Genomic DNA, 25688 nt, shown 5'->3' on the forward strand with positions numbered 1-25688 from the left:
GCTTGTTGCACAGTAGGTTCACCGTTCATTACCTGCTTTCCCCATTCCCCTCAGGGCATCAGCCTGCCGTCGGCCGTCCCGGACAATTCAGGATGTGCCGATCCGCAGCACCGAGGGCACTTTCTGTAATTCCGGAAACACTCGACTGGAGTTCGGTGGACACCCCCTTCTGCGCACGATGCGGCAACCCCGCGCGCTGTGCCTGCGCCCCCGCGCAGTTCGACCAGGAATGGATCCGCCCGTACGTCGTCCTGCCCGCACCGGCGGCGAGCCCCGAGCCTTGCACCCCCGCCCCGTCGGCGGCCTGGTACTCACCCCAGCCCGGGTACCCGGGCCCGGCGCCCGAGGACCACGCGCTCCCCGCCACGGTCGTCCTGTCCGCGGCGGGCGGCCACCGGGCCCGCAAGCCCCGCAGGCGGCACCGGCCGCTCCGCCTCACCGCGGCACTGGCCACGCTGATCGGCTCGGCCGCCCTCGCGGGCACGTACGCGTTCTCCCGGGACCAGGACGCCCGGAACGCCGCCTCCCCGCCCCCGGCGAGCCGGCTCGACGTCACCGATGGGGACGAGGCCCCCGGTCAGACCCCCGAAAGAATCCTGCCCAGCACCGGCAGCCCCGGCGAGGTGCGGCACGTCGCGCCGTCGGCCCGTACTGCTCCGACGGGCCCGGGGCGGTCGCGCGTACCATCGGCCTCGTCGGGAGCCCCGGCGGCGCCCTCCGGACCGCCGAGCGGTTCCGCGCAGGAACGTCCCGGCACGACTCCCTCCCCCCGCGCACCGTCGGCCACGCCCGCTCCGCCGACGCTCCGTCGGCACGACACCGGGCCCGAGGTCGCGGAGTTGCAGCGGCGTCTGGCCCAGCTCGGGGCGTGGAGCATGCCCCAGCGCGGCCAGTACGACCGGCATCTGCAGGAGGCGGTCGCGCGCTTCCAGGCGAGGCACGGTGTACGCGGGGATCTGCCCGGGGTCTACGGCCCGGCCACGTGCAGGGTGCTCCAGTCGCTCACGTCCTGAGGGTGTGTCCCCCACCGCCGTCCCTCACCATTCGGCGAGGGAGCCGTCGGTGCGCCGCCACACCGGGTTGCGCCAGCGGTGGCCCACCTCGGCAGCGCGTTCCACGGCCTTCTCGTCCACCTCGATGCCCAGCCCGGGCGCCGTGAGCAGCCCGACGTGGCCGTCCTCGTAGCGGAAGACGGACCGGTCGGTGAGGTAGTCCAGCAGGTCCGACCCTGCGTTGTAGTGGATCCCCAGACTCTGCTCCTGGATCAGCAGGTTGGGCGTGGCGAAGCCGACCTGGAGGCAGGCGGCCAGCGCGATCGGGCCGAGCGGGCAGTGCGGTGCCAGGGAGACGTCGTGGGCCTCCGCCATCGCCGCGATCCGCCGTACCTCGGAGATCCCGCCGGCGTGCGAAAGATCGGGCTGGGCCACGGCGATGCCCTGCTGGAGCACCGGCTTGAAGTCCCAGCGGGAGTAGAGCCGTTCCCCGGTGGCGATGGGGATGCTGGTGGAGCGCACCACCTCACCGATGTGCGCGCTCATCTCGGGCACCACCGGTTCCTCGACGAAGTACGGGAGCGAGGGCTCCAGCAGCGGCAGCACCCGGCGCGCCATCGGGAGGGTGAGGCGGCCGTGGAAGTCCACGGCGATGTCGAAGGTGTCGCCGACCTCCGCCCGGACGCTCTCCACCCGTTCGACGATCTCCCGTACCGCCCGGGGCGTGTCGATGAGTTCCAGTTGCGGCGAGGCGTTCATCTTGATGGCGGTGAAGCCCTCCGCCTTGCGCGCGGCCGCCTGCTGGGCGACATCGGAGGGGCGGTCGCCGCCGATCCAGCTGTACACACGCGCCCGGTCCCGGACGTTGCCGCCGAGCAGCTGCCACACCGGCACGCCCAGCGCCTTGCCGGCGATGTCCCACAGAGCCTGGTCTATGCCCGCGACCGCGCTCGACAGGACGGGGCCGCCGCGGTAGAAACCGCCCTTGGTGAGGACCTGCCAGTGGTCCTCGATGCGCAGCGGGTCCTGCCCGAGGAGGTAGTCGGACAGTTCCTCGACGGCGGCGGCGACGGTGTGCGCGCGGCCCTCGACGACCGGTTCGCCCCAGCCGGTGATCCCCTCGTCGGTGTCGACGCGCAGGAAGCACCAGCGGGGGGCGACCAGGTAGGTCCGCAGGGAGGTGATCTTCACTTGGACTCCTTCTTCACGGTCCAGCCGCCGTCCACGGTCAGGTTCGTGCCGGTGATGTACGAGGCGTCGTCGGATGCCAGGAAGGCGACGGCGGCCGCCACCTCCTCGGGGCGGCCCAGCCGGCCCAGGGCTGTGGCGCGTGCGGAGAGCAGACGGCCCTCCTCGTCCACGTCCTGCCAGTTCTCGGTGAGGATGGGGCCGGGCAGGACGGAGTTGAAGCGCACGTCCGGGCCGTACTCGACGGCGAGCTGGCGGACGAGCGCGCACAGGCCGCCCTTGGCTGCGGCGTAGGCCGGGTAGCCGGGCAGGCTGCTGAGGGCGTGCACGCTGGAGGTGGCGACGAAGGAGCCGCGGGTCTCGCGCAGGTCGTCGAGGAAGGTGCGGACCGCCAGGTAGGGCGCCTTGAGGTTGACGGAGAGGTCGCGGTCCCAGTCGCCGCCGGGCAGTTCGTGGGCGGGGGCGTGCGTGTGGGTGAAGGCGTTGCTGTGCACGAGGGACACCGGTCCGAAGAGCAGATGGGCCCGGACTTTGAGGCTCCACCAGTCCTGTTCGGAGGAGACGTCGCAGGGCACGAACTCCGCGCGGCCGCCGTCCTCGCGGATCCTGCGGGCGAGAGCGGTACCGCCCTGTGGGTCGATGTCGGCGAGGACGACGGCGGCCCCTTCGGCGGCCAGGCGTACGGCGCTCGCCGCGCCGATACCGGAGGAGGCGCCGGTGACGACGGCCGTGCGCCCTGTGAATCGGTTCATGGCTGGTCTTTCGTGTGGTGTCGTGGAGGTACGGGACGGGGCGGCGGGGAGCGCGCCCCGGTCAGCGCAGGACGTCCTCGCCCTTCAGGAGGTCGAGTTCGGCGCGCCGCGGCAGGCCCTCCCAGTCGCCGGGCGCGGCCACGGCGAAGGCCCCGCAGGTCGCGGCGAGCAGCAGCCGGGCGGGGAGCGGCGCTCCGTCGAGGTGTCCGGCGAGGTAACCGGCGACGAAGGCGTCGCCGGCGCCGATCGGGTTCACCGGGGTGACGGGCACGATGTCCTGGACGGCCTCGGTGTCGTGCGTGGCGGCGAGGGCTCCGCGGGCCCCGAGTTTCAGGACTGCCTCGCGCGGCCCGCGGGCGAGCAGGGCGCGGGCCATGGCGGCGGGTTCGTCCTGGGGGACGATGAGGGTGGCCTCGTCGGCGCCGGCGAAGACGATGTCCGCGCGGGCGACGAGGCCGGTCAGTTCGGCGGCGGCCTCCTGCCTGCTCCACAGCCGGGCCCGGTGGTTGAGGTCCAGGCTGACGGTGACGCCCGCGGCACGCGCGAGGTCCACGGCGTGCCGGACGGCGGCTCGCGGTCCGGCACCGAGGGCTGGGGTGATCCCGGTGATGTGCAGGATGCGCGCCGCGGCGACGAGTTCGGCGTCGACGTCCTCCGGCACGAGGCGTGAGCCGGCCAGTCCGCGGCGGTAGTAGGTGACATGGGTGTGGTCCGGTGTGCGGCGTTCGCGCAGCATGAGCCCGGTCGGGGCGGTGTCGTCGACGCGGGCGCGGCTGACGTCGACGGACTCGCCGCGCAGTCCGGCGAGGATCATCGTTCCCGCGCTGTCGGCCCCGACCCGGCCGGTCCAGGACGCCTTGTGGCCGAGGCGGCTGACGCCGATGGCCACGGTGGCTTCCGCGCCGGCGAAGCCCATGCGGAGGGAGGTCCCGGAGTCGAGCCGTCCGGGCCGGTCGGCGGCCATGACGGCCATGGTCTCTCCGAGGGTGACGAGCGCGCTCATCGGCGGATGCCGGCCAGCAGGGTGGCGCAGCGTTCCCGGAGGGCTTCCAGGTCGCCGCCCTCGCAGGCGTCCCCGATCAGCGGGCCGCCCATGCCGAGGGCGCTCGCGCCGGCGGCGAACCAGGCCGGGGCCCGGTCGAGGCCGATGCCTCCGGTGGGTACGAGGGGGACGTGCGGCAGGGGCGCGCGAACGGCCCGCAGGTACTCCGGGCCGCCGGTGGCTGCGGGGAAGAGCTTGACCATGGTGGCCCCCGCGTGCCAGGACGCCACGATCTCGCTCGGCGTGAAGGCTCCGGGGATCACCGGGACGCCGAGCCGGCGCGCCTCCCGGATGACGTCCGGGCAGGTGGCCGGGGTGATGAGGTAGGTCGCGCCCGCCTCCACGGCGCGCATGGCGTCGGAGGGGGTCAGGACGGTGCCCGCGCCGAGGGCGGTCCCGGCCGGTTTGGACTCTGCGTACTCGCGCAGTGCGTGCAGGACTCCCGGGGTGGTGAGCGTGAACTCCATGGCCCGGACGCCCGAGACGTGGAGGGTGTCGGCGGTGGCGGCGAAGTGCCGGGGCGATCCGGAGCGCAGGATGGCTATCACGGGGGCGACGGCGAGTGCGCGTGCCAGGTCGGTCGTCATACAGAACCTCGGGCTCGATGGGGGCTGGTGGAGTACGGGGAGACCGGCGCCGGGCCGTCCGCGAACGGCGGGACCGGCAGGCCCCGGACCCCGGGCCTGCAGAGGAAGAGCCGGCCGGCGTCCGGTTCGGCGGCGAGCTGCCGGGCCGTCAGCCCGTCGGCCGCGGTGGTGATGACCAGGAGGTCGAGCTCCGGACCGGCGAAGGCACAGCTGGACACCTGGGAGGCGGGCACCGTCACGACGGAGTGGAGCGTGCCGTCCGGGGTGTAGGCGCGAACCTGTCCGGCGCCCCACACGGCGACCCAGACGCGGCCCTCGGTGTCGACGGCCAGGCCGTCCGGCACGCCCGCGGGCCCGGTGTCGGCGAAGGCGCGGCGGCGGGAGAGCGCGCCGGTCGCGGGATCGTGGTCGAAGACGTCGACGCGGCGGGTCGGGCTGTCCGCGTAGTACAGCAGCCGTCCGTCCGGGCTCCACCCGAGGCCGTTGGAGATGGTGACGGGGCTCAGCAGTGTCGTCACCGTGCCGTCGGGGTCGAGGCGGTACAGGGCGCCCGCGTCCCGGGTGGCGTCGTAGGCCATCGTCCCGGCCAGCAGCCGGCCGCGCGGGTCGCACTTGGCGTCGTTCATCCGGCGCGGGATCCCGTCGTCGGGCAGGGCGGGGGCCGCGTACTCCGTAACCGCTCCGGTGTCGTCGATCCAGACGAAGGCTGTCCCGGCGGCGGCGAGCAGCCCGCCGGAGGTGCACGGCGCGACCGCTCCCACAGGCCCGTCGAGTTCGACGGTGGCCTTCAGGCGCAGGTCCGGCAGACCGCCGCCGCCGTCACGGGCCACCAGCTCGCCCCGGTGGACCAGCCCCGCGGTGATGTCCACCCACAGCAGGTTGCCGTCGGCGGCATGCCAGACGGGGCCTTCGGTCAGGCGGCCCGGCCCAGGCGTGCACGGCAGTGCGGTCAGGTGCATGGTGTCGCTCCTCTCTTGGCGACGAAACTCTAAGAGTTCTTCTAACTCATGTAAATACCCATCCTCCAACGCATGGAATAAGCTCGGCCACCACACGACCGTCCGTACGAGCACGGGAAGGGGACGTACGCCGTGGCGCGACGCACCGCCCAGGACATCCGCAGACGCAACCGGTTCGACGTTCTGCGCCGCGTCTTCGCCGCCCCCGGCCCGGTGAGCCGACAAGAGATCGCGGCGGCGACCGGGCTGTCCTTCGCGACCGCCGCCAACCTGGTGGCGGAGCTGCTGGAGGCGGGGGTGCTGCGGGAGGCCGGCCGCGAGGACTCCCAGGGTGGACGCCCGAGGGCCCGCCTCGCGGTCGATCCCGGACGCGGGGCGCTGGTCGGCATCGACGTGGCGGAGACCTCCGTGCAGGTCGTGCTGTTCGACCTGGCGCTGACCGAGCTGAGCAGCGTACGACTGCCGCTGCCGGCGGCCGGGGTACGGCCGGAGCATGTGGTGGACGCCATCGTGACCGGTGTGGAGGGTCTGCTGGGCGCGGCCGGAGCGCCGCCGCGCGTCCTCGGCGCGGGCGTCAGCGTGCCCGGTCTCGTCGAGCGCGAGGGCGGGGTGTCCGTCTTCTCGCCCTACTGGTCGTGGCGCGACGTACCGCTGCGCTCACTGCTCGCCGCACGCCTCGCGATGCCGTTGTACCTGGACAACCCGCTCAAGGCCGGCACCGTCGCCGAGATGTGGTTCGGCGCCGGACGGGATGTCGACGACCTCGTCGTCCTCACCCTGCGGGCCGGTGTCGGCGTGGGCATCGCGATCGACGGGGCGCTCTACCGGGGCGCCGCCAACAGCGCCGGGGAGTGGGGGCACACCTGCCTGGTGCGCGGCGGCCGGGAGTGCCGGTGCGGGCGGCGCGGGTGCGTGGAGGCGTACGTCAGCTCCCGCGGCGTGGCCGCCACCCTGCGCGAACTGGATGCCGCGAGCCCGCTCCTGGACCCGGACGCGGACACCGTCGTCACCCGGGTCGCGGAGGCGGCCGGGGCGGGCGACGCCGTGGCCGCCGAGACCGTGGCCCGGACGGCGGCCTACCTGGGCGAGGCCGCGGCCGATCTCCTCAACCTGTTCAACCCGCAGGCCCTGGTACTGGGCGGCTGGGTGGCCGACCGGCTCGGCGCGCCGCTGCTCCGGCAGACCCGAGAGGTCGTCGCGGAGCACGCGCTCGCGGCGACGCTCCAGGCGGCCGCCTTTCAGCCGAGCACCGTACGGGGCAACGCGGTGGCCCTCGGAGCGGCCACCTTCGCCCTCGAAGGCTTCCTCGACGACCGCGAGACCTTCGGCACCGTGGCCGAGGGACGCCGGGCCGCCCGGGCGGCGAAGACCCGGACGGTATGACGCGGTCTCAGCCGGCCGGGGGCGGCGCGGTGCTCTCACGCACCACAAGGACGGGCGCCACCGACGCCTGACGCGGGCCTCCCGTCCCGCCGCGGATCTCCTCCAGGAGCAGCGTCACGCAGTGGCGGCCCACCGCGTCGAAGTCCTGGCGCACCGTGGTGAGGGGGGCGGGGAAGTAGGCCGCCTCGGGGATGTCGTCGAATCCGGTCACGCTCACGTCCTGCGGCACACGCCGGCCCGCCTCGCTCAGGGCCCGCATGACGCCGAGCGCCATCTGGTCGTTGGCCGCGAAGACGGCGGTGACCTCCGGCCGCCCGGCCAGTTCCCGGCCCGCGCGGTAGCCGGAGGCCGCGGACCAGTCCCCGTAGAGCAGCGGCGGGGCGACGGCGCCCGCGTCCCGGAGCGTGCGGTGCCACGCCTCGGCCCGCCGGCGTGCCGCGTAGGAGTCGCGGGGGCCCGCGAGGTGCCAGACCGTGCGGTGGCCGAGACCCAGCAGGTGGGCCACGGCCTCGCGGGTGCCCTCGGCCTGGTCGAAGTCGACGTTCGCGTACCGGTGGCCGGTGTCCCCGTCCGCGAAGACCACGGGGACGCCGGAGGGCAGGCGCAGCTCGGGAGTGTCCAGGATCTGCGACTCGATGAGGATGATGCCGTCCACCGACTGCACCATGAGGTGCTGGAACGCCTGGCGCACGGCGGCCCCGGTCTGGGCCCGGGCGCCCATGAAGTTCACCAGCAGATCGGCCTCGCGGGCTGCGTCGGAGATTGCGGCGAAGGTCCGGGCGTTGCCGTAGGCGCTGATGTCGAAGCTGATGACGCCGAGGGTGCCGAAGCGCCCGGTGACGAGCGCCCGCGCGGCCGAATTGGGCCGGTAGCCGAGCATCTTCATCGCGGCGAGGACCCGCTCGCGGGTGGCCGCATCCACGTTCTCGCGATGGTTGGCCACGCGGGAGACCGTCTGCGCCGAGACCCCCGCCAGCGCGGCGACGTCGGCCATCGAGGGCGACTGGCGCAGCGGACGGGACCTCGGTGATCTTGCTCCGCCTTCGCGCGGCATGTGAACCGGACCTCCCCACTTTCTCCGAACCGACTGCGTGGTGCAGTCCGTACGGATGGTAGCGCTGCCGCACGGCGCGGGTCCCGTGGGCATTACCCGCCGGTTCTCTTGACACCCCCACCCGCCGCTCCGACACTCACCCCACCTCCGAATGTTAACGCAAACATCCTCAGAGGCCCACCCGCACCGGCACCCGCCACGACAGGAGAACCCTGTGTCCCGGACCAGCAGCCCGCCCGGTGCCGCCGCCCGCCGGCGCCGGCTCACCACACTCAGAGGCGCGCTCGCGACCCTCGCCGCACTCCTCTTCGGCGGAGCGTCCTTACCCTCGGCACCCTCGGCCGAAGCGGCGCCCGCCCAGCCGGCGGCAGCGGTCGCCGTCCACCTCGATCCCGGCTACCAGCAGGCGCCGTTCGAGGGATGGGGCACCGCCCTCGCCTGGTTCGCCAACGTCACGGGCGGCTGGCCCGAGGCGCAGCGCAACCGCCTCGCCGACGCCCTGTACGGCGCCGACGGCCTCGGCTTCACCATCGCCCGCTACAACATCGGCGGCGGCGACAGCCCCGAGACCGCGCCCTACATGCGGGCCGGGGCCGCCGTGCCGGGCCACTGGAAGCGGCCCGGCCCCGAGACCCCCGACTGGTGGGACCCGGCCGACCCGGCCCACTGGGATCCGTACGCCGACGCCCACCAGCGCTGGTGGCTGCGGGCCGCCAAGGCCCGGGGCGCCGACACCTTCGAAGCGTTCTCGAACTCCCCGCCCTACTTCATGACCCGCAGCGGGCTCGTCTCGGGCACGGCCGATCCCCGGCAGGACAACCTCCGGCCCGGCCAGTACGAGCGCTTCGCCGCCTACCTCGCCGGCGCCGTGCGGCGCGTGCAGCACAGCACGGGGGTCACCTTCGACTCCGTCTCGCCCGTCAACGAGCCGGCCACGAGCTACTGGCGGGCGGGCGGGGGGCAGGAGGGCTCGCACTGGGAGCCCTCCTCCCAGGCCGCGATGATCAAGGCCCTCCGCACGGAGCTGGACCGCGAGGGCCTGGAGACGCCGATCGCCGCGATGGACGAGACGGACCCTGACCTCTTCCGCGCCAACTGGGACAGCTACGACAGCGAGACCCGCAGCGCCCTCGGGCGGCTCAACACGCACACCTACGGGACCGGCGGTCGGACCGGCGTCCGGGACATCGCCAAGGGGACGCGCACCCCGCTGTGGATGTCGGAGGTGGACCTCGGCGGCTCCGTCCCCCAGAGCTTCACCGACATGCGGCCGGCCCTCGACCTCGCCGACCGCATCACCGACGACCTCACCCGGCTCGAACCGCGCGCCTGGGTGATGTGGCAGGCCGTGGAGGACTACGAGAACATGACCCCGGCCCACGAGAACTCCAACTGGGGCCTGATCCAAACCGACTTCACCCCGGCCGACGCCGCGCACGAGCCGCTGCGCCGGAACAAGAAGTACTGGGCGATGGCGCAGTACAGCCGGTTCGTCCGCCCCGGCTCCCGCGTCATCACCACCGACGACCCCGACACCCTGGCCGCCGTGCGGCCGGGCGGTCAGGGGGCGGTCGTGGTGCACACCAACTCCACCGGGGCGTACCGCACGATCGACCTGGACCTCTCCGCCTTCCAGGCCCTCTCCCCCGCCCCCGTGCAGCGCTACACCACGGACCCGGCGCACAACCTGCAGCGCGGGGCCGACATCCCGGTGGCCGGCCGGCGCCTGACCGTCTCCCTCGCCCCCCAGTCGGTCACCACCCTGGTCATCCCGGGCGCCTCCGGTGTCGACGCCCGCAAGGCCGGACCCTCCGCCGAGCCCCGGCTCCTCGTCAACGACCACAGCGGCCTGGCCCTCACCGCCGTCACGGCGGGGCACGGGGACACGCTCGTCCAGCGCCCGGCGCACGGGCCTGATCCCGCGCAGCGGTGGACGCTCACCCGGACGGCGCCCGGGGACTGGAGCAGCACGGCCTCCTACCGGGTGACGAACGCGGGCAGCGGCAAGGTGCTCGCCGTCGCTGAGGGCCGGCTCACCCTGCTGCCGCCGGGGCCGGCGGAGGCGCGGCAGTGGATGCTGTCGACCTCCGGGGACGGGCACCACACCCTGGTCAACGCCGAGACCGGCATGCTCCTCGACGTCACGGGCGCCTCCACCGCGGACGGCGCCGAGGTCGGCGTCTACCGCCCCAACACCGGCCGCAATCAGTCCTGGAGGATCGCCGCGCCCTCGTGAGGCCGCCACGGCGGGCGGAGGCGTTGCCCGGCATTCATCCGCCGGCCGCATTGATTGCGTAAACATAGCGGGCCCCCACCGGCCGCCCACCCGGGGCGGCCCGGTTCTGACGGAAGGACCCCACCATGCACCGCAGGTCTCTGCTCACCGCGGCGGCGGGCGCCGTCGCCCTCGGCGCCGCGAGCCCGTCGCCGGCCCGGGCCCAGCCGCCCGGACCCGCCACCGCCCGGCCCGTGAGCACGTTCAACGTCATCAGCGACATCCAGGGCGACCTGGGCGACTTCGCCGTCGCCCTGCGCGACATCCGGGCCACCGCGCCGCACGGTGCGGGGCTCGCGGTCGCCGGCGACATCACCCCGCGCGGCTACGACTCCGAGTACGCGGCGGTGCGGGAGGTCCTGGACCGCGGCCCGCGGCCGCGCGAGATCGCGTGGGCCATCGGGAACCACGAGTTCTACGTGCCCAAGTACGCCGATCCGCAGACCCTTTCGCTGTCCACCTGGCCCAATGGCACCACGGAGGACTCCCTGTTCCGCAGCTTCCACCGGTTCGCGGAGCGCGGCACGGTGTACGCGGAGACGGCCTTCGACGGCATCCCCGTCCTCTCCCTCGGCACCGAGCGGTACATGCACTACCACGACGCCCGGCTCTGGGACGAAGTATGGCTGAGCGAGGCGCAGTTGCGCTGGCTCGACGAACGCCTGCGCCACTGGGCGAGGCGCCGCAAGCCGGTCATGGTGATCACCCACCACCCCCTGCCCGAAACGGTCTCCGGCTCGCGGAACAAGCTCTACCTGAACGACTACCTCCAGGCCGATGTGCTGCTCGGCCTGCTGGGGCGCCACCGCGACGTGTTCCTGTTCAGCGGGCACACGCACTGGAACCTGGCGCTGTCCGACTGGTACGTGAGGCGGGTCGTACCCGGCACGGCGAACCTGGACGGCTTCTCGGTGGTCAACACCGGGGCCGTGCAGACCGGTTTCGCCGACAACGGCCAAGGGGGCGAGAGCCCGGTGCCGGGCACCTTCAACCAAGGGCTCCAGGTGGAGGTGTACCGCGACCGCGTGGTCATCAGGGCCCGCGACTTCGCGGCCGGGACATGGCTGAAGCAGGTCTCCGTCCCGCTCGCGAACACCCTCTGACCCAGAGCCCGGTTACCCCGTTGCGTAACGCTGTGCGCGGACTGCCACACGGAGCGTCGAAAGTGTTTACCAGCCGTTGACATTCACCCGAGGCGTGCACCAACCTCTGCTCTAAATTGTTGGTTCACGCGCAGAATTGTTTGTTCCTGTGCGTATGCGGGGCGGGACCCTCATACGCACAGGCTCGGCATGCGCGCGGTGACATCAGGGATCTGCATGCGAAGAATGAGATCCGTCCTCGTCGGCCTGAGCCTGCTCCTCCCCTCCCTCGGAGGAGTGCCGACGGCGCTGGCGGCGCCCGTCACCACCGAAACCGGCACCCAGTTCCCGGACACCACGGGACAGCGGGTGCAGGCGCACGGTGGTGGCGTACTCAAAGTCGACGACTACTACTACTGGTTCGGGGAGGACCGCGGGGACGACAACAAGTTCCGCTATGTCTCGGCCTACCGCTCCAAGGACCTCAAGAACTGGGAGCCCCGCGGGCACGTCCTGACGCAGGAGACCGATCCCGAGATCCGCTCCGCCGTGATCGAGCGGCCCAAGGTCCTCTACAACGAGAAGACGAAGCAGTTCGTCATGTGGATGCACAAGGAGGCCGACGACTCCTACGCCGAGGCCCGCGCCGCCGTGGCGGTCTCCTCCACGGTGGACGGCCCCTACACCTGGAAGGGCTCTTTCCGGCCCAAGGACCCCTCCGGCGACGAGCACATGTCCCGTGACATCACCGTGTACGAGGACAGGGCCACCGGCAAGGCCTACATGATCTCCGCGGCCAACTACAACGCGGATCTGCACATCTACGAACTGACCGACGACTACACCCAGATCAAGAGCCTGGTGGCCAATCCGTGGCCCGGCCAGCACCGGGAGTCACCCGCCCTGTTCAAGCGCGGCGACGTCTACTTCATGCTCACGTCGGGGACCAGCTACTGGGATCCCAACCAGCAGAAGTACGCCACCGCCACCAGCCTGGCAGGACCGTGGTCACCGATGGAGGACGTCGGCAACCACAACGGCCACCACTCGCAGACGGCCTTCGTCCTCCCCGTGGAGGGCAGCGAGACCACCTCGTTCCTCTACATGGGGGACCGCTGGGCAGGCGTCTGGTCGGACCCACGGCACGTCAACGACTCCACCTACGTCTGGCTCCCCCTGGAGTTCCCGACGCCCACCACCATGATCCTGCCCTGGTACCCGCAGGTCTCCGTCGACACCGCCACGGGCCGCCTGTCAGGCGCCGGGGGCGACCCGCTGCACACGATGGCCAACAAGCGCAGCGGTGCCTGTGCCACCGTGCCCGGCAGTTCCTCGGACAACCAGGTGCCGGTGACGCAGGAGACCTGCGCCCCCGTCCTCAACAGCCAGTGGCGGTTCACCGACAACAGCAACGGGTACGTCCGGATCCTCGCCCAGCACAGCGGCAAGTGCCTCGACGTCGCGGACCGGTCGACCGCCGACGGCGCCGAGGTCAAGCAGTACGACTGCGGCTCGAGCGACAACCAGCGCTGGCGCTTCGAAACCCTCTCCGACGGGGTCGTGCGCGTCGTCGCCAAGCACAGCAGCAAGTGCCTGGCCGTGCGGGACGGCTCCACCGCGGCGGGCGCCGGGATCGTCCAGTCGGCCTGCGACGGCTCGCCCGGCCAGGTATGGAAGGTGTCCGCCGCCACCGACCCGAGCGGACCGGCGGACCCGACCGACCCGCCCGCTCCCGGCGCGGCGGAACGGCGGCTCACGGCCACGGTCGGCGCGGGCGTCCTGACCATGGCCACCACGGCGGATCCGGTGCAGCTTGCGTCCGTGGACTTCGGCAGCGGCGGCGCCGCAGCCGGACAACTGGGCACCGTCACCGTCAAGGACCTCCGCGGCGGCACGGCCGGCTGGTCGCTCACCGGCAAGGTCACCGACTTCACCGGACCGCGCGGAAAGATCGACGCCGACCGGCTCACCTGGACCCCCACCTGCGCCACGCAGCCCGACAGCCCCAGCACCTGTACGGCGGGATCCCCCGGGACCGTCGGCAAGGACGGTGCGACGCTGGCGTCCGCCCCCGCCGGCGGGGAGCTCACGGGCGGGGAGTTCACGGCAGACGCCGGCGTCTCCCTCGGCATCCCCCGGTACGCCCCCGTCGGCAGCTACACCGGCACGCTCACCCTGACCCTCCTCTGACCGCGGCCGCGGGGGGGGGGGGGGGGGGGGGCGCGGCGGGGGGGGGCGCCGCCCCCCGCCCCCCCCCCCCCCCACCCCCCCCGCCCCCCCCCCCCCACCCCCCCCCGCCCCCCCCCCGGCCCCCGCCCCCCCCCCCGCCCCCGCCGCGCCCCCCCCCCCCGCCCCCCCCCCCCCCCCCCGCCCCGAAAGCTGACGGCCCATGCGCACCGCGTCCACAGTCCTCCTTCTTCTCCTCTTGACCGCCCTCTCCCCCGCCCCGGCACACGCGGCGGACAACGGCGAATGGTCCGTCCGGCCCGCCGACTCCCCGCTCACCCCGCGGGCCGCCTTCGAACTCCCGGCCCGGCCCGGAGCGACCCTCACGGACCGCGCCGTCGTGACCAACACCACCGGCGGGGAGCTGACGTTCCGCCTCTACGTCGCCGACGCCCACAACACCGAACGCGACGGCGGACTGGCCGTACGCGGCATCGAGGAGGCCCAGCACGATGTCGGCGCGTGGGGCAGGCCGGAGCAGGACACGGTCACCGTACCCGCGCGCTCCTCGGTGACCGTGGGCCTGACCCTGAACGTCCCGGCCGACGCCCAGCCCGGGGACCACGTGGGCGCATTCGTCGCGGTCGACACCCGGGTACGGCCGGCGGACGGCTCTCACGTCGGTGTCCAGCGCGCCGTCGGAGCGCGGGTGTACCTGCGTGTGGAGGGCCCGGAACGGCCCGCCCTCGCGGTGGAGGACGTACGGTTCACGGCACGGAGCCCGTTGCTGCCGTGGACGGACGGCAGCGAATCGACCGTCTCGTACACCGTCCGCAACACGGGAAACGTCACGCTCTCCCCGCTGGTCTCCCTGCGTACCGAGGGGCTGATCCTGGGGGGCCCGGACGGGCGGCGGCTGGCCGGGGTACCGGCCGAACTGCTCCCGGGCCAGAAGGTACGGCTGACCGAGACCTGGGCCGGCGCTCCGCTCGCGGGCTGGGGCCGCATCACCGTGACGGCGAGCGCGAACGTCGTCCAAGGCACGGGCTCCGACGGCTACCTGCGCATTCCGTGGCTTCTCACGGCAGTCCTGGCACTGCCTGCGGCCGTACTGCTGGAACGGCGCCGCCGCAGGCGGAAGAGGAGGCGCGAGGAACGCCCCACGGCGGAGACCGCAACGCGCGGCTGACGCCTACGCATCCTCCACGCCGCTGATCTCGGGGAGGTGGGCCTCGCCCCTGTCCTTCATCTGCATCAGGGGCAACGCGACGCTGCTGCCCAGCTCCGTGAGCGCGTACTCCACGTACAACGGCACCCCCGGACAGACGGTCCGGACGACGAGACCGAGGCGGGGCGGTCGGGGCGGAGCTGACCGCGCAGTTGGACGCCTTCCACCGCGAAAGCTGCGGCTACACACCTCTGTTGCCCCCTCATGGGGCGCCGTAGGAAAGGGTGTTCACGCAAGTATCACGTCGCCAAGAGACCTCCGACCCATCGGAACATCACAAGCGGATCTCATCCTCCGTCCACCCTTGACGTACGGGATCCGCCAGGATGTGATGTGCCATCACGTGCGAAAGTGTTTGCTTACGAGCGATTGCATGGCTCGGCGTGGTTGCTCCGTGGCGGCCGAGGCCGCCACGCACTCAGGGGCAGCCATCCGCTCGTCCGCACGCCGGCACAGACTCCCCCTCTTCAAGGACAGTTCATGCTCCAGCCTCACAGTCGTAGACGTCGGATCGGCGCGGCCGCGGCGGCCGTCTTGGTGGTGGGACTCGCGGCGACCGAGGCCGCCGCAGACCGCGCCCTCACTCCTGTCCCCTTCAAGGACGGATTCGAGTCCGGGACCACGTCCGCGTTTCCCCGCAAGGGTATTGAAGGCACGGGCACCGTGAGTGTGACCACGGCGCCAGGTGGACGAGGCGGCAAGGCCGTACGGTTCGCCATGCCCGACGACGGCAACTCCCACCGCACCGAAATCGCCACCGCGCGCGTGCCGTACGGAAGTTACCGCTACACCTTCGCCAACTACCTGCCCACCGACTGGGTCAGCTACGACGCCCAGACGATCGTCTCCCAGTGGCACGGCGGGACGGGAACCTTCCCCGCGGTCGTCCTCGCCGTCAAGGGCGACCGGTGGCTGATGATCGTCAACTGGAAGGGAGCCTCTGAGAAGGCGGACGAGAGCAGGCAGCCCGTGCGCGGGGTCAGGTACGACCTCGGTCCCGTCCGCCTCGGACGCTGGAACCAGTGGTCCTTCGACATCACCTGGTCCACCGCCACCACCACCGGCTCCATCACCGCCCGGCTCGACGGCGCCCAGGTGGGCTCGCACACCGGCCCGAACAGCTATCACCAGGACACCGCCCCCTACCACAAGATCGGCCTGTACCGCCCCAACTGGCAGGCGTGGAAGGGCCACAAGGCGGGCAATGGGCCGGCGGTGGTGAACTTCTACGACGACATCACCATTACCCCCATCTCCCCGGGAGCCTCCACGCCGAGCTCGTCCCCCTCCCCCCGGACGTCCCCGTCGGTCACGGCGCCGACCTCGCACCCCGGCGTCTCGGCCACCCCCTCGCCCTCCGCGACCGGCCCGGTTGCACCGGACACGACCACCGGCCCCGCTGACGAGATCCCTATGGACACCGGCAACGCACCCGACGTCGCCAACGACGGAGGCCCTCTGGCCGAGACCGGCTCGTCCGACCAGACCCCGGTGATCCTCACCCTCGGCGGCGCCCTGCTCGCCGGCGGCATCATCCTCGCCCTCCTCAGCCGGAGGAAGAGGGCGAAGCTCCGCGCTGCAGGCCCGCGGGGTTGAACCATCTCCACCGACCGCGGTCGCCTCACCCAGCCCGGCCACCTCGTCCAGGGCGGCCTACGGCACATCCAGGACCCGCAGCCACCTCACAGACGGCTGCACAGCCGAGCGGCGGCAGTTCCCCACGGGGTTACGACTCAAGGCGGCGGAACGGTTCGCCCTGGGTGAGGCGAGTGCAGTGATCGCCAAGAACCTGCGGGTCAGTGGCCGGTCGGTGCAGCGGTGGCGGCGGACATGGGGCGGGGACCGTCCGCCGGTTCTGCGGTCGCCGGGACCCGCGTCGCTTCCCAGACTGACCGAGAAGCAGTCGGCGCAGCCGGAGGCGGAGCCGGCGACCAGGCGGCCGACAGCTCACGGCGGAATCGCGGCGCAGGAAGCAGCATGCTGGCCGCCGCGCCTGTCGTGAGGGGCCGCCTACGATCCGTCGCCATGCGGAGAGCGCCATCGGATCGCGGGGAGGGGGCGGTCCCCTCCCCCAGCCATTGCAACCGACGCCGAGTCCAGAGCCTGCTCGTCCACAACGCCGCCCGACTCCTCGATACGACGTTCCAGGGCCAGGCAGTACGCACTGAGGACAGAGGCCTCCTGCCAACCCCTGGCCTCTTCACGCAGCACCTCGGCCGGCTGCTCGCGGACAGCACGTTCGTTCGCAACACCCATGGGCGCTTGCCAACGGGCTTCACGTTCTGTCCTGGCCCGCTGCTCATCCTGTCGGCGCCGAGCGTCTCCACAGCTCGTGCCTCGATTCGAAAGGGTGGCCTCCGACTCCGAGCGTCTTCCCCGCCCACCTCTCTCGGGCGCGACCGTCCGGCGCCTTCCGTCGTTCAGGCCGAGCGGGCCCGGGCCCCGCGGCCCGGGCCCGCTCGGGTGCGGCGTCAGGATTTGGCTGCGGAGCCTCCGTTGGACGATGCGTCGGGCTTGGTGTCGGAAGCTGCCTTGCCGCCCTGGTTCAACATGCCGCCGAGGGCACTGAGGTTGGCGCCGCCGGTCACGGCCGGTGCGACCTTGCCGGCGGCGTCGACGGCGATCTGGCTCATCTTCTGCAGGTGTTCGGTGGCGGTCTTCAACGCCTCCTGGGCGCGCTGGCCGGCCTCCTTGTCGTTGCCGGCGGCGGCCTCGATGCCCTTGGTGAGCACCTGGCTCATGGTGTTGAGACCGCTCATGTCGCGGAACAGGCTCGCGGTGGCGATGGCCTGCGCTGTCTGGAGGCCGACCGGGTCGGGCGTCGCCGCGAGCGGACTGAACTTCGCCTGGGTCGATCCGAGAGCGGCCACCGTGGTGTCGAGGTTCTGCGCGCGGGAGGCGGTGGACACCGGCGCGATATCGGCCGGTGTGATCTGGATGGGCGAGTCCTTCCAGTTCCAGAAGCGGGTGAGATCGATCTTCTCGGCCGCGTTGGACCGGCCCAGAACGGCCTCGGCGAAGACGCCCTTGGTCGCGATGGCGATCGTGTTGGTCACCGGAGTGCCGAAGGTGTTGTCGCCCGCCTTCCGGGAGTTGGTCCAGTCGTCCCGCTCCTTCTCGCTGGCGAAGTTCCAGCGGAAGCCGAGGTAGTTGCCGGTGGCGGCGATCGGCTTGGGGTCCAGCAGGGTGCCGAGCAGGACCGGTGCGGCGTTGGAGCCGGCCGGTGTGTAGGAGTAGTTGGCGAGGATGCGGCTGAGCGTCAGCTCGTCGGCGTTGGCCCAGACGGCCTGGCTGTAGTGGCGGCGGTTGTCGTTCAGGTGGTCCAGTACCGCCTGTGCCACGTTCCCGCCGCGCACGTAGAAGCCGATCGACGAGACGTACGTGCGGCTGTCGGACTTCACTGTCGAGCCGAAGAGTCCGCAGATGGCGGCGCCGCCGGCGTCTTCCGTCAGGTCCGGCGGGACGCTGGTCGTGGCGGCGATTCCGAAGTTCGCCACGCCCGAGGTCATGGTCAGGCGCAGCCCGGCGAGGCTGCCGCGGGCGCCGGTGCCGGACCAGGCGTCGACGGAGATCAGCTTGTCGCCGCCCGGGAAGGTGTAGGACGTGCGCTGCTGGACACCGGAGCCGCCGGTGTCGCCGCAGCGGAAGGTCTGTCCCTGGAAGACCACCTGGATGCTGCGGATTCCGACCTCGTCGTACCAGGCGTCGATCTTCGTCGCGTACGGGGAGTCGGCCTTCGGCGGGACGTCGAAGGGCACCGGCGTCTCCCGTGCGGCGCCGAGGATACGGAAGAGGGAGCCGTTGCTGCGGGTCAGCCAGTAGTCTCCGCTGACGGACGAGACGATCTTCGTCGTCGTCCCGTTGGCCAGCGCTTGGAGGACGTTCTTGATGCCGGCGGTGGCCGCGCTCAACGTGCCAGAATCCACGAAGGTGACCTTGCCGTCGGTCGTGGTGGCGAAGAGGATGCCGTCCGCGGCGGCCGACAGGCGCTGCACGTTCGTCAGCGATGGATTGCGCTCCGACCAGGTGGTGCCTTGGCGCGCGTACGCCCGCCCCTGCCGGGAGTACCAGGCCTTGTCCTTGCCGACCACGGCGACCTCGTCGGCCGCGATGTTCAGGTTCTGCCAGGTGCCGTTCGCGGCGCGCTGCCAGAGCATGTTGTCCGTGGCCGCGACGACGTAGAGCACCTCGTCCGTTCCGCAGGCGAGGCTCAGGCCCGTCGGGGCCTGCGGGTCGGGTTTCCAGATGGTCCCGTCGAACTGCACGAGCGTGTTGTCGGTCTTCAGCGCCCAGACGGTGTTCTTGCCCGGTGCGATGCGGATCAGGCTGCTGTCCAGGCCGGTGGACGGTAACGGGTTCCATTGCCGGGCCGCCGGATCGAACCGGACCGGGCTGCCGTCGTTCTTGCGCACCCCGTACACGCCCGCGGCCGACGCGGTCAGGTCGACCAGATCCACCCCGTCGAACTCCTGGGCCGGCGGCGCCTCCGGAGCGGTGCACGCGTCCAGCTTGCGCACGGTGGTGTCGAAGGGGTTGGCCGCCCGGATCTTCGCCGCCCAGTCGGCCGGCGCCACCGAGGCGAGCACCTCCTTGTACCGCTGCAGGCTCGAGTAGTTGAAGTGGAGCTCCTGCAGCGGGATGAACAGGCAGCGTTCCAGCTTGGTCGGCTTGGTCGTCACGTTGTAGACCTGGACGACCTCGTAGTACTGCACCGACATCGCGTGCATGTGGTTGTAGTTGGTGACCACCCGGGTGAGGACCTGGTCCTTCTCCGCCTGCGACGTCTCGCGCACGACCGTCATGTTCCGGCTGCGGGCCGCGGTCGCGAGCTGCTGGGTCCGGGCACTGATCCGCTGCGTCGCCTCCTCGGCGACCGACTTCACGCCGGTCGAGCGCGACACCGCGGTCGCGAAGCCCGTGTTCGACGACTCGCCCCAGTTGCCCCCGCCGCCCATCCCGAAGAACGAGACCCCGATGCTGCCGCCGGAGCTGGAGGACTTGCTGGTCTGGAACGCCTGGGAGTTGCCGTACTGCTCCTCGCGGGCGATCGCGTTCGCGACCTCGCTGATCGACCGGGCCTGGTCGGTGGTGCTGGAGAGCGTGTCGGCCTCGGCGGTCGTCTCGGTGCCCGTGGCCTTGGTGGTGCGCTGCCAGTCGACGACGGCGACCCTGGTGCTCTCGCCGGGGGCGAGCGCGAGGCTGTGCAGCAGTCGGCCGAGCGTGACGCCCTGCGCCGACCAGCTCTGTTCCGTGGTGACGATCATGCCCTCGGCCGGGCGGTCGTAGAACGGCAGGTTCTCCTCGCCCAGGTCGATCGCGCCGGTCAGCTTGCGCGTAGGCTTCGCCCCGGGGATGTCGGTGAGCACCACCGAGCGGTAGCGGACGATCTCCACCGGGTAGTTGCCGGTTGTCGGCAGCAGGTCCTTGGGCGTCGGGCCGTCGAGCATGGCCTTGTCCACTTCGAACGCGGGCGTCTGCGTCCCCGACGTGTTGGTGGCCGGTGTTCCGGCGCTCGGACTACTCATGGGATCCCCCTGCGAAGACGATGAGGCGAACTCCGTTGGCACGCCATGGACGTGGGGCGCGCGAAGGCAGGGAGCACGGCGCTCCCCGGCCGCTCGAAATTACACAGGCTGATCACATTCCCTCCACGCTTTGTCGAGCTTGGCCGGAAAGCACCACACAGAGTCATGGAACGTGCACGTCGCGCAGTGCGGTGCGCGACCGCCCGCGCGCGCCATGGCCGGATCCCACGGCGAAGGGGCCGGCTTACCGGAGAGCGGCCGAGCACAGGCCCCACTCGCGGCCGCCCACTCCCGGTCGTCGGCTGCCGTGCAGCGCCGGGAGCGCCACGGCACATGTCGCATCAGCATCGCGGCGATGTGCAGACCGCCCCCGAGGAACGGCTCAGCAGGCGAGTTCGCGCTCCAGCGGCGTGCGGTAGGCAGGGGTGAAGCGACGCTCCCCGAGGAAGGACGCGATCCTGTGCGCCTCGGTCTCGACGGCTGACCGGGCCTCGCGGCCGGGGTTGGTGAGCAGCCGCCAGTTCAGGGTGCCGTCCTCGCGCTGGGCCCATCCGCCGACGATCCGGCCGTCCCACCACACGGTGGGGCCGATGTTGCCCATCCGGTCGAAGAGCGCGGGGACGTGGGCGGGGTCGAGGTGGAAGCCCCGGTCACGCCAGCCCATGGGGGTGGGGTCCAGGGCGGGCAGCAGCACCGCCGAGGGCTCGGCGCCACCGGCCGGCTCCAGGTCCCCGGCGAGGGCGTGTCCCGTGCCCTCGTCCAGGTCGACGTCCACCGCTCCCGAAGCGGCGATGGCCTTGCGGGTGTCGGTGACGGTCCAGCCGGTCCACCATTGCACGTCGGCAACGGTGCCGGGGCCGAAGGCGCCCAGCCAGAGCCGCACCAGCTCGGCCCGCGCAGACGCCGGTTCCATCCCGGGAAGGTCCGGGCCCAGGGCCCAGGCGTGCTGGTTGCTGGTCCAGCCGCCCCTTCGCGTCGCGCGCACGACACGCCCTTCGGCGGCCAGCACGAACAGCAGATCGGCGGCGACGCTGCGGCGCGACTCGTACCGCTTGCCGGGCGCGACGACGATCTGCCGCTCCAGCCCGCTCACTTCGGCGGCCAGTTCGGTGGTGCTCGCCTCGCCCTGCCCGGCGAGAGCGGCCAGGACATGGCGGGACACCGTCGAAAGCCATCGCTCGTCCCCGATCCCGGACGACTCCAGCTGCCGCAGCAGCTGCTTGCGGCGTACGGCCGCGTGGGGCCGCCCGACCGCCGCCAGCAGCACCGGGGCGAGCTCGCTGGGCGTCACGAAGAGGGTGCAGCGCATCGCGGTCATCCGCAGCAGCGCGGCCCTCTCGTACAGCTCCCGCTCCACCGAATCGGCACAGGGGGCGGCGAGCCGGGCGGCGGCGGAGAGGTACACGGTCGCCGCGTCGGTGGCGTGCAGCGCCAGCACCGACCGCGCCGCCTCCCGTACGCCGGCGACCCGCGCCCCGGGGTGGAGGAGCTACCGGCGCACCAGGCGGGCGCGCCTCTCACGGTCGGTGATCCGAGGGCGGGGGATGCTGCTCACGGTGGTTCCTCAGCTGTCCTGGATGTCCGGGCGGGCGGGGGCGGCGGTGAGGATGAGCCGCAGGATGCCCTCCACCTCGGCACGCGTCGGGGGTTCACTGCCGGCCAGGCCCCGCAGGGTCAGCCCGTTCGCGGCCACGGCGGCGGCGCGGGCGGTGAGCGGATCGACGTACCGGGACAGGGCGTCGACACTCGCCTCGATGTACCGGTCGGCGATGGGCCTCAGCGCCGGGCGGCGCAGCGCGGCCAGATACAGCTCGAACTCCACGACCTGCTGACCGCGCTGGGGGCCGAAGCCGTCGAGCAGCGCGTCGGCGAGCAGCACGGCGAGCTGCTGCGGTGTGAGCTCGGGGCGCCGGGCCACCCAGTCGTCCAGGTAGGCGGTGAAGTGGTCGACCGAGCGCTGCAGAGCGGCTCGGATCAGGTCGTCCTTGCCTGCGAAGTGGTACGTCGTCGCACCCAGCGGGACACCGGCCTCCTCGGCCACCGCCCGGTGGGTCAGCCCTTCGATACCGCGGGCGGCGATGACCCGCTCGGCGGCCGCGACGACTTCCTCGGCCCGCGCCCGCGGGTCGTACCGGCGCCGCTTGGGGCCGCCCGCATCCGCCATCACCACATCACTCCCTGGAGCCTCGCACACGATCAGAGAACCAAATTCCTGAACGAATGTATCAATCCTAACCGACACTTCCGAGACCGTCAGATCGCCGCTCGTCGACGCCGACCAGTTGAGGAGTTCCACCGCTAAGCGGACGCAGCAGACATGGCATCCCCCGCCCCGATTCTGCTACTTTCGCCCGATTTACCAGTAACGCTGGACAGGCAATCTGTACCTATGTACTAATTGAAGAAGCGCCGCGGGACGCGACGCCAACCCGTGCGAGCTGCTGCCCCCCTGAACGACCACGTCATCGGAGTCACCCGGAAAGCCCGGCACCGCACAACGCCTCGCACCAACCCCTCACGCACAAGGAGTCCGTCATGAGTCCACGAAGATCGCCGTCCTCGGCACCGGCGGCGGAGGCCGAGCGCACGCCGCCAAACTGGCCGAACTGGGCCACCAGGTGTACGTCGGCACCCGCGATCCCCAGGCCACCCTGGCCCGCACCGAACCCGACATGATGGGCAACGCCCCGTACAAGGAGTCGGACCTCACGCCGAGCCGTAGCAGGTCCAGCGGTGGCCGAGGGCGCATCATCGGCCGGCCGGAGCAGGTACGCCGAGAAGGCTGCCGAGGCAGGCGTCGACGGGCGTTCCGGCGTGATCCGCGATCAGCGGCGCCGACACCCTGGGTAAGGGCCGCTGAACGGGCCGCGCGACCGGCCGGGCTCCCGCCCACCGCGCGCCGAGGCGTGGTGCCGGAGCGCACCCGGCCCGGGGCCACGAAAGCCGCGCACTCAATTGCGGACCGTATCTGTCCGCAATGGGTCCTAGCGTGGTTCTCGTAAGCCGGTGGTCCGTCCGGACCCGGCAGCGCCTCCAGTGGCGGGCGTTCCACGCCGCCCGATAGTGAGCGAGGGCGCCCCCGTGTACCGGACGGACCACCCCGTGTAGTTTTCGTGCATCCGTGGAGGATGATCCCCGTGGCGAACAACGCCCTCACCGAGCCCGTCCACCGCACCGTCAAGGGTCCCGCGGGCCGGATCCACTTGGTGGAGCAGGGCAGCGGCCCGCTGGTCCTGCTGCTGCACGGCTTCCCGGAGTCCTGGTACTCCTGGCGCCACCAGCTCCCCGCGCTGGCCGCGGCCGGCTACCGGGCCGTCGCGATCGACGTGCGCGGCTACGGCCGCTCCTCCAGGCCCGCCGACGTCTCCGACTACCGCATCGGCGACCTGGTCGCCGACAACGTGGCCGTCGTCAAGGCCCTCGGCGAGGAGCAGGCCGTCCTCGTGGGCCACGACTGGGGGTCCGTCATCGCCGCGAACTCCGCACTCCTCGCCCCGGAGACGTTCCGGGCCGTCGCCCTGATGTCGATCCCGTACGCGCCTGCGGGCGGGCCGAAGCCGGGCGAGATGTTCGCGCACATGGCCCCTCCGGAGCACGAGTTCTACGTGGCCTACTTCCAGGAGCCCGGCCGCGCCGAGGCGGAGATCGAACCCGACGTGCGGGGCTGGCTGCGCGGCTTCTACGCCTGCATGTCCCCCGACACCATGGCCGGCCCGACCGAGCCCCCGGCCGTCCTGGTCCCCCACGGGCACCAGATGCGCGAACGCTTCCCCAAGGCTCAGCCCGGCTGGCTCTCGGACGCCGACCTGGACGTGTACGCCGGCGAGTTCGAGCGCACCGGCTTCGTCGGCGCCCTGAACCGGTACCGCAACTTCGACCAGGACTGGGCGGACCTCCAGCCCCACGCCGGGGCGCCGATCACCCAGCCCTCGCTGTTCATCGGCGGCGCCCTGGACGGCACCGTCATGATGCAGGGCGAGGTCATCAAGGCGTTCGAGCACACCATGCCGAACATCCACGCCACCCACATCCTCGACGGCGCAGGCCACTGGCTCCAGCAGGAACGCCCCGAAGAGATCGGCAAGCTGCTCACCGAATGGCTCGCGGCCATCGACGGCTGACCGGCCGTCGCCACCAGCAGCACGGCCCCGGGACGCCACCGCGCCCCGGGGCCGCCCCGCTCCGTCCGCCCCATCCGAAGGGACACCCGCCCGGCAGCCGCGGCCTCCGGGTTTCCGATCATGACCTCGAAACGGCCGAAGATCACCGACGAGCACCGGCGGCATCTGCTCACCGCCCGGCACCTGCTCACTCCCGCGGCCCGCGCGGCCACCCCCGAACAAGCCGTCGGCGCCGTGCTCGCCCTGCACGCCACGGACCCGGCCACCGTCCACCTCGGCCTCGCCGCCCGCCTGGCCACCCCGTCCCTCGCCGAGGCCGAACGCGCCCTCTACACCGACCACACCCTGGTGCGGATGCTGTGCATGCGCCGCACCATGTTCGTCGTCCCCCGCCACCTGGCACCCGTCATCGACGCCTCCACCGCACGCACCGTCGCGGCCCGCGAACGCAGAAACCTCCTCAAGGTCCTGAACGCACAGCTCGGCCACGACGCACGCTGGCTGAGGGCCACCGAACAGGCTGTCCTGGCCGCGCTCGCCGAGCGCGGCGAGGCGTCCGCGACCCAGCTCGCCGACGCCGTACCCCAGCTGCGTGAGCGGATCGTCGTCGCAGCCGGCAAGCCGTACGAGTCCAGGCCGCGACTGACCAACCGGGTCCTGTCCGCCCTCGCCGCCGAAGGCCGCATCCGCCGCGGCCGCCCCCTGGGCACCTGGGCCTCCTCCCAGTTCCGCTGGACCATCGCCGAACCCCACCCCGAACTCCCCGCCGACCAGGCCCGCGCCGAACTCGCCACCGCCTACCTGGAGTCCTTCGGCCCCGCCACCACCGAAGACCTCAAGTGGTGGACCGGCTGGACCCTGACCGACACCCGCACGGCCCTCGCTGCCACAGCCGCCGTCGACGTCGGCCTGACCAGCGGCCCCGGACACGCCCTGCCCTCCCAACTCGACCCACCCACCGCCCCCGAGCCGGCCGCCGCCCTGCTGCCCGCACTCGACCCCACCCCCATGGGCTGGCGCCACCGCGACTGGTACCTCGACCCCACCCACGCCCCTGAGCTGTTCGACCGGTACGGGAACATCGGCCCCACCCTCTGGTGGAACGGCCGCATCATCGGCGGCTGGGCCCAACGCCCCGACGGCGAAATCGTCACCCGACTCCTCGCCGGTACCGGCATCAACCGCGACGCCCGAACCTCGATCACCACACACGCCGCACGGCTCGCCGCCTTCCTCGGCGAAACCCGCATCCGCCCCAGCTTCCGCACCCCACTCGAACGACACCTCTCGCAGTAGGGCAACGCCCGACCCGCCGCAGCGGACCGGACGAAGGC

18 protein-coding genes and 2 pseudogenes are annotated in these 25688 nt (G+C 72.2%); 10 read left to right on the plus strand and 10 right to left on the minus strand.

What is annotated here, in order from left to right:
- The first annotated feature begins 155 nt into the window (after positions 1–155).
- Entirely contained in the window at positions 156–1013 is an 858-nt protein-coding gene (locus ACGFYY_RS34970; RefSeq protein ID WP_393715683.1) for a peptidoglycan-binding protein, read from the plus strand.
- Between the two features lie 24 nt (positions 1014–1037).
- Here ACGFYY_RS34970 and dgoD read toward each other — a convergent pair whose 3' ends face one another.
- From dgoD to ACGFYY_RS34995, 5 genes are all read right to left on the minus strand, one after another.
- Positions 1038–2183 carry a galactonate dehydratase gene (gene dgoD / locus ACGFYY_RS34975; RefSeq protein ID WP_393715685.1) on the minus strand — a complete coding sequence of 382 codons (1146 nt, stop codon included), beginning with the start codon at positions 2181–2183 and terminating at the stop codon, positions 1038–1040.
- Positions 2180–2932: an SDR family NAD(P)-dependent oxidoreductase gene (locus ACGFYY_RS34980; RefSeq protein WP_393715687.1), complete on the minus strand. Its 753-nt coding sequence runs from the start codon at positions 2930–2932 to the stop codon at positions 2180–2182. Before ACGFYY_RS34980 ends, dgoD begins: the two co-directional genes overlap by 4 nt.
- Positions 2933–2993: 61 nt before the next feature.
- On the minus strand, positions 2994–3935 hold the full coding sequence (locus ACGFYY_RS34985; protein ID WP_393715689.1) for a sugar kinase: 942 nt from the start codon (positions 3933–3935) through the stop codon (positions 2994–2996).
- The gene (locus ACGFYY_RS34990; protein ID WP_393715691.1) at positions 3932–4561 is read right to left on the minus strand and encodes a bifunctional 4-hydroxy-2-oxoglutarate aldolase/2-dehydro-3-deoxy-phosphogluconate aldolase; all 630 of its coding nucleotides are present in this window, start codon (positions 4559–4561) and stop codon (positions 3932–3934) included. The genes ACGFYY_RS34985 and ACGFYY_RS34990 overlap by 4 nt, the downstream gene beginning before the upstream one ends.
- Positions 4558–5520: an SMP-30/gluconolactonase/LRE family protein gene (locus ACGFYY_RS34995; protein ID WP_393715693.1), complete on the minus strand. Its 963-nt coding sequence runs from the start codon at positions 5518–5520 to the stop codon at positions 4558–4560. The genes ACGFYY_RS34990 and ACGFYY_RS34995 overlap by 4 nt, the downstream gene beginning before the upstream one ends.
- A 132-nt stretch (positions 5521–5652) precedes the next feature.
- Here ACGFYY_RS34995 and ACGFYY_RS35000 point away from each other — a divergent pair, with 132 nt between their 5' ends.
- Positions 5653–6903, plus strand: coding sequence for an ROK family protein (locus ACGFYY_RS35000; protein ID WP_393715695.1), 1251 nt, complete (start codon positions 5653–5655; stop codon positions 6901–6903).
- A gap of 7 nt (positions 6904–6910) precedes the next feature.
- Here the strand turns inward: ACGFYY_RS35000 and ACGFYY_RS35005 are convergent, their stop codons facing one another.
- Complete coding sequence (locus tag ACGFYY_RS35005; RefSeq protein WP_393715697.1) at positions 6911–7957, minus strand: LacI family DNA-binding transcriptional regulator; 1047 nt, start codon at positions 7955–7957, stop codon at positions 6911–6913.
- A gap of 214 nt (positions 7958–8171) precedes the next feature.
- Here ACGFYY_RS35005 and ACGFYY_RS35010 point away from each other — a divergent pair, with 214 nt between their 5' ends.
- From ACGFYY_RS35010 to ACGFYY_RS35025, 4 genes and pseudogenes are all read left to right on the plus strand, one after another.
- Complete coding sequence (locus ACGFYY_RS35010; RefSeq protein ID WP_393715699.1) at positions 8172–10193, plus strand: glycoside hydrolase; 2022 nt, start codon at positions 8172–8174, stop codon at positions 10191–10193.
- 125 nt (positions 10194–10318) lie between these two features.
- Entirely contained in the window at positions 10319–11335 is a 1017-nt protein-coding gene (locus ACGFYY_RS35015; RefSeq protein WP_393715701.1) for a metallophosphoesterase family protein, read from the plus strand.
- 216 nt (positions 11336–11551) lie between these two features.
- Positions 11552–12997: pseudogene (locus ACGFYY_RS35020) on the plus strand (RICIN domain-containing protein); the annotation flags it as partial.
- A gap of 706 nt (positions 12998–13703) precedes the next feature.
- Complete coding sequence (locus ACGFYY_RS35025) at positions 13704–14669, plus strand: DUF916 domain-containing protein (RefSeq protein WP_393715703.1); 966 nt, start codon at positions 13704–13706, stop codon at positions 14667–14669.
- Positions 14670–14672: 3 nt separating this feature from the next.
- Here the strand turns inward: ACGFYY_RS35025 and ACGFYY_RS35030 are convergent, their stop codons facing one another.
- The gene (locus ACGFYY_RS35030; RefSeq protein ID WP_393715705.1) at positions 14673–14897 is read right to left on the minus strand and encodes a winged helix-turn-helix transcriptional regulator; all 225 of its coding nucleotides are present in this window, start codon (positions 14895–14897) and stop codon (positions 14673–14675) included.
- A gap of 291 nt (positions 14898–15188) precedes the next feature.
- Between ACGFYY_RS35030 and ACGFYY_RS35035 the strand changes: the two genes are divergently transcribed.
- A complete protein-coding gene (locus tag ACGFYY_RS35035; protein ID WP_393715707.1) occupies positions 15189–16304 on the plus strand; it encodes a heparin lyase I family protein in 1116 nt (371 codons plus the stop codon).
- A gap of 875 nt (positions 16305–17179) precedes the next feature.
- Here ACGFYY_RS35035 and ACGFYY_RS35040 read toward each other — a convergent pair.
- The 3 genes from ACGFYY_RS35040 to ACGFYY_RS35050 all read right to left on the minus strand — a co-directional run bounded on the left by ACGFYY_RS35040 (position 17180) and on the right by ACGFYY_RS35050 (position 22397).
- Positions 17180–20233 carry a hypothetical protein gene (locus ACGFYY_RS35040; RefSeq protein ID WP_393715709.1) on the minus strand — a complete coding sequence of 1018 codons (3054 nt, stop codon included), beginning with the start codon at positions 20231–20233 and terminating at the stop codon, positions 17180–17182.
- Positions 20234–20615: 382 nt separating this feature from the next.
- Positions 20616–21671, minus strand: coding sequence for a winged helix DNA-binding domain-containing protein (locus tag ACGFYY_RS35045; protein ID WP_393715711.1), 1056 nt, complete (start codon positions 21669–21671; stop codon positions 20616–20618).
- A 126-nt stretch (positions 21672–21797) separates the two neighbouring features.
- The gene (locus tag ACGFYY_RS35050) at positions 21798–22397 is read right to left on the minus strand and encodes a TetR/AcrR family transcriptional regulator (protein WP_393715713.1); all 600 of its coding nucleotides are present in this window, start codon (positions 22395–22397) and stop codon (positions 21798–21800) included.
- A gap of 385 nt (positions 22398–22782) precedes the next feature.
- On the opposite strand from ACGFYY_RS35050, the pseudogene ACGFYY_RS35055 reads away from it, so the two are divergent.
- From ACGFYY_RS35055 to ACGFYY_RS35065, 3 genes and pseudogenes are all read left to right on the plus strand, one after another.
- A pseudogene (locus tag ACGFYY_RS35055) lies at positions 22783–22932 on the plus strand (NAD(P)-binding domain-containing protein); the annotation flags it as partial.
- A 438-nt stretch (positions 22933–23370) separates the two neighbouring features.
- Positions 23371–24354 carry an alpha/beta fold hydrolase gene (locus ACGFYY_RS35060; RefSeq protein WP_393715715.1) on the plus strand — a complete coding sequence of 328 codons (984 nt, stop codon included), beginning with the start codon at positions 23371–23373 and terminating at the stop codon, positions 24352–24354.
- Positions 24355–24474: 120 nt separating this feature from the next.
- The gene (locus ACGFYY_RS35065) at positions 24475–25650 is read left to right on the plus strand and encodes a winged helix DNA-binding domain-containing protein (RefSeq protein WP_393715717.1); all 1176 of its coding nucleotides are present in this window, start codon (positions 24475–24477) and stop codon (positions 25648–25650) included.
- The last annotated feature ends 38 nt before the right edge of the window (positions 25651–25688 follow it).

This window comes from Streptomyces sp. NPDC048331 (assembly GCF_043201215.1).
Lineage (GTDB): Bacteria > Actinomycetota > Actinomycetes > Streptomycetales > Streptomycetaceae > Streptomyces.

Excerpts from the sequence above, each read along its gene's own strand:
- ACGFYY_RS34980 (WP_393715687.1), bottom strand. The coding sequence starts at position 2,932 with ATGAACCGATTCACAGGGCGCACGGCCGTCGTCACCGGCGCCTCCTCC.
- ACGFYY_RS34985 (WP_393715689.1), bottom strand. The coding sequence starts at position 3,935 with ATGAGCGCGCTCGTCACCCTCGGAGAGACCATGGCCGTCATGGCCGCC.
- ACGFYY_RS34990 (WP_393715691.1), bottom strand. The coding sequence starts at position 4,561 with ATGACGACCGACCTGGCACGCGCACTCGCCGTCGCCCCCGTGATAGCC.
- ACGFYY_RS34995 (WP_393715693.1), bottom strand. The coding sequence starts at position 5,520 with ATGCACCTGACCGCACTGCCGTGCACGCCTGGGCCGGGCCGCCTGACC.
- ACGFYY_RS35005 (WP_393715697.1), bottom strand. The coding sequence starts at position 7,957 with ATGCCGCGCGAAGGCGGAGCAAGATCACCGAGGTCCCGTCCGCTGCGC.
- ACGFYY_RS35015 (WP_393715701.1), top strand. The coding sequence starts at position 10,319 with ATGCACCGCAGGTCTCTGCTCACCGCGGCGGCGGGCGCCGTCGCCCTC.
- ACGFYY_RS35025 (WP_393715703.1), top strand. The coding sequence starts at position 13,704 with ATGCGCACCGCGTCCACAGTCCTCCTTCTTCTCCTCTTGACCGCCCTC.
- ACGFYY_RS35035 (WP_393715707.1), top strand. The coding sequence starts at position 15,189 with ATGCTCCAGCCTCACAGTCGTAGACGTCGGATCGGCGCGGCCGCGGCG.
- ACGFYY_RS35040 (WP_393715709.1), bottom strand. The coding sequence starts at position 20,233 with ATGAGTAGTCCGAGCGCCGGAACACCGGCCACCAACACGTCGGGGACG.
- ACGFYY_RS35050 (WP_393715713.1), bottom strand. The coding sequence starts at position 22,397 with ATGGCGGATGCGGGCGGCCCCAAGCGGCGCCGGTACGACCCGCGGGCG.
- ACGFYY_RS35065 (WP_393715717.1), top strand. The coding sequence starts at position 24,475 with ATGACCTCGAAACGGCCGAAGATCACCGACGAGCACCGGCGGCATCTG.